A 2,861-nucleotide genomic window follows, 5' to 3' on the forward strand; every position below is an offset into this window, starting at 1 on the left:
GTTAAGAAGCCGATTTGAGCGCTGGGCGACGACTGATGGCTGCTATGAGTACGGTCAGGATGAGGCACGAGAGAGCCCTCAGCCAGGCGAGGATGCGGCGGAAATTGTGGCCGACGGCTGAAAGGATGACGTTGGCGGCATCGCCGGCGCGGCCTTTGAGGTAACAGCGGCCGAGGTGACCATCGGTCTTCAAATGTCCGATGATGGGTTCGATAGCGGATCGGCGTCGCAGCTCGCGTTTGATGGCTCCGAAGACACCGCGTTTCTGGCCGGAGATGAAGACGCGACGGGGATTTTGTACGTCGTGGCCGCGGTATCCCTTGTCGACATAGGCCCGCTCGATCGGACAGCCGGTGAGTGTCTCGGCGCGGTCGATGACGTCCCGCAAGGTGTGACCGTCGTACGGGTTATCGGGGAGCGCCCTGGCGTGGAGCACGAACAGGCCACCTGGAGCGCGGCGGTTGTTGGTGACGATGGAGGCTTTGACACCGAACTCGTAAGGCGCGGCGGCCTTGCCTTTGCCGATGCACTCCACCTCCGGGGCGTGGAAGGAATAAAGCTTCCAGCCGCGCTGGCGCTGCTGCTGCGAGCGGATCTGCGAGGCCCGGCTGAGCGGAAGGGCGAACGCGTTCTCGAGCACGGCCTGACCGTCGATCTTGCGGCGGATATCGCGAATGATCCGGCCCAGCCTCGAGCGCAGGATCCGCAACTGCCGCTGATGCCGCCTGAATTGCTTGGCATGGGCGTAGCGTCCCGCCATCATCGCGGCGGTCTTGGCAATGCGAAGATAGGATTGCCGCAGCCTGATCCCGTGCCTCTTCGCCAGACGGTTGAGCCCCTTGATCGCCGCGTGCAGCAGCTTGGCATCGGTCGGGAAGGTGATGGCCTTTGGCTGCACGGTGGTATCGACCGTGACCCGCTTGAGATCCTGGCTGCGTAACGCGCCGGCCTGGTGCGCCACCCGCAGGCTCTCGGCCAACAGCAGCTCCAGCTTGTCGCCGAGCCGCTTGCGCCAGTGGCTCAAATCCGAGCGCTCGTGCGGGAACGCATGCTGAAAGAACTCTTCGCCGGTGAAGTACTGGAAATACGGGTCGTGGACCCAGCGCTCGCAGACCCCCTCATCGGACAGGCCGTAAATGTGCTTGAGCAGCAGCAGCCCGATCACAAAGCGGGTCGCGATGCCCGGCCGGCCGTTCTCGCTATAGAGCGGCGCGATCTCGCCGTCGATCCAGTCCCAATCGACCTTGCCGGCGAGCTGAACCAGCTCGTGCTTCATATTGATGATCTGGTCCAGCCTGGCCCGGAACAGATCGCCCGATCCCGTCGTCCTGTGCTTCTTCGGTCGCATCGCCACCTCCGATGCGACGACAGAATCATGCCTGGCGATTCGAAAGAATCCTCAAAATGAAATTGCAGGGTTCCGATGCCCGAAACATCAAAACCCTGCAATCCCAAAACAGGCCACAACGAATATTGCGATCCCAGCTCAATCGCTTAGCCGCTCTTCACATGGCGTAATCGCGGCTGACGTCTTCTTGAGAACACGAGGATCGGTACGATCGGCGTCAGCAAATCGAAAAGGAGCCGCGCTATGAAGCAGTACGTTGGTCTGGACATCTCTATGGAAGAAACCAGCATTTGCGTTTTGGACCAGGCCGGCGGCGTGACATTCGAAGGTTGTGCGCCGACCAATCCGGAGGCGATCGCTGAGCTCCTAAGGCGTCATGCCGGCAATGCTGAGCGGATCGTCTTTGAAACGGGCTCGCTATCCAATTGGCTTTGGCATCAACTCAGGGCACTGGGCTTTCCGGTGATTTGCCTTGATGCGCGTCACGCCAACGCGGCGTTATCAATGCGTATCAACAAGTCGGATCAAAACGATGCCAAGGGATTGGCCGAAATGGCCCGCATGGGATGGTACCGGGAAGCTGCCGTGAAGGGGGCGGAGAGCTGGAAAACCCGTTCGATGCTGGCGGCTCGAAGCAAGCTGGTGGATCTGCGGCGTGACCTCGACAACCAGATGCGTGGTCTTTGTAAGGGGCTGGGAATATTGCTCGGCAGGGCCGGTTCGACCAATCTGGCTCGCAAAGTCAACGCCGTCCTCGCTGAATCGCCGGATTTGCAAAGTATTTTCGCGCCGCTACTCCTTGCTCAGTCCTGTTTGACCGAGCAAATTGAAAAATTTGATCGAGAACTTCTGGTGATGGCGAAGGGTGACCAAACTGTTCGGCGAATGATGACCGTTCCCGGTATCGGTCCCCTGACCGCTCTGGCCTTCGTCGTTACCATCGACAACCCCGCTCGCTTCAGACATTCCGCCGACGTTGGTGCCTATCTCGGCCTGACACCAAGACGTCATCAATCCGGCGAGATCGACCGCACTGGCCGCATCTCCAAACGCGGCAACCATCAGGTTCGGACTTATCTGTTCGAAGCCGCGAACGTCCTGCTGACCGTTGTCAGGCGAGGTTCTGCGCTCAAGCGCTGGGGCAGCAAACTGACAAAAAGGATCGGCGCCAAAAAGACGAAGGTTGCCGTTGCTCGCAAAATGGCTGTCATCCTCCACTCCATCTGGACCGACGGCACTGAGTTCCAGGCAGAGATGCGCGCCGCATGAAGTAACCCTAAACCGACACCCAGATCCGCCTCCGGCGGAACAAGCGTCCCTGCCGGGACGAAGGTGTTGGCAATCTCGAAGTCGTCCCTGCGGGCGTTACGCACCGCGCTCTTCACATCGAGATGCACACCTCTTGAACGCCATCATGCGGCGGCTGTAGAGACGACCGCGGAAAGAACCATGAACCCGGCAGTGGATGATTTTTGTCTAATCGGGGTTGACACCGTGCCCGCGATTAAAGAAC

General features: G+C 59.9%; 2 protein-coding genes. One reads left to right on the forward strand and one right to left on the reverse strand.

The window, feature by feature from the left end; genetic code table 11:
- Window position 1 precedes the first annotated feature (1 nt).
- The gene (locus AOQ71_RS16765; protein WP_057748100.1) at window positions 2–1,348 is read right to left on the reverse strand and encodes an IS5 family transposase; all 1,347 of its coding nucleotides are present in this window, start codon (window positions 1,346–1,348) and stop codon (window positions 2–4) included.
- Window positions 1,349–1,591: 243 nt separating this feature from the next.
- Here AOQ71_RS16765 and AOQ71_RS16770 point away from each other — a divergent pair, with 243 nt between their 5' ends.
- Window positions 1,592–2,617: an IS110 family RNA-guided transposase gene (locus AOQ71_RS16770; RefSeq protein ID WP_057748104.1), complete on the forward strand. Its 1,026-nt coding sequence runs from the start codon at window positions 1,592–1,594 to the stop codon at window positions 2,615–2,617.
- Window positions 2,618–2,861: the final 244 nt, after the last annotated feature.

The organism is Bradyrhizobium manausense, assembly GCF_001440035.1.
Taxonomy (GTDB): domain Bacteria; phylum Pseudomonadota; class Alphaproteobacteria; order Rhizobiales; family Xanthobacteraceae; genus Bradyrhizobium; species Bradyrhizobium manausense.

Excerpts from the sequence above, each read along its gene's own strand:
- AOQ71_RS16765 (WP_057748100.1), bottom strand. The coding sequence starts at position 1,348 with ATGCGACCGAAGAAGCACAGGACGACGGGATCGGGCGATCTGTTCCGG.
- AOQ71_RS16770 (WP_057748104.1), top strand. The coding sequence starts at position 1,592 with ATGAAGCAGTACGTTGGTCTGGACATCTCTATGGAAGAAACCAGCATT.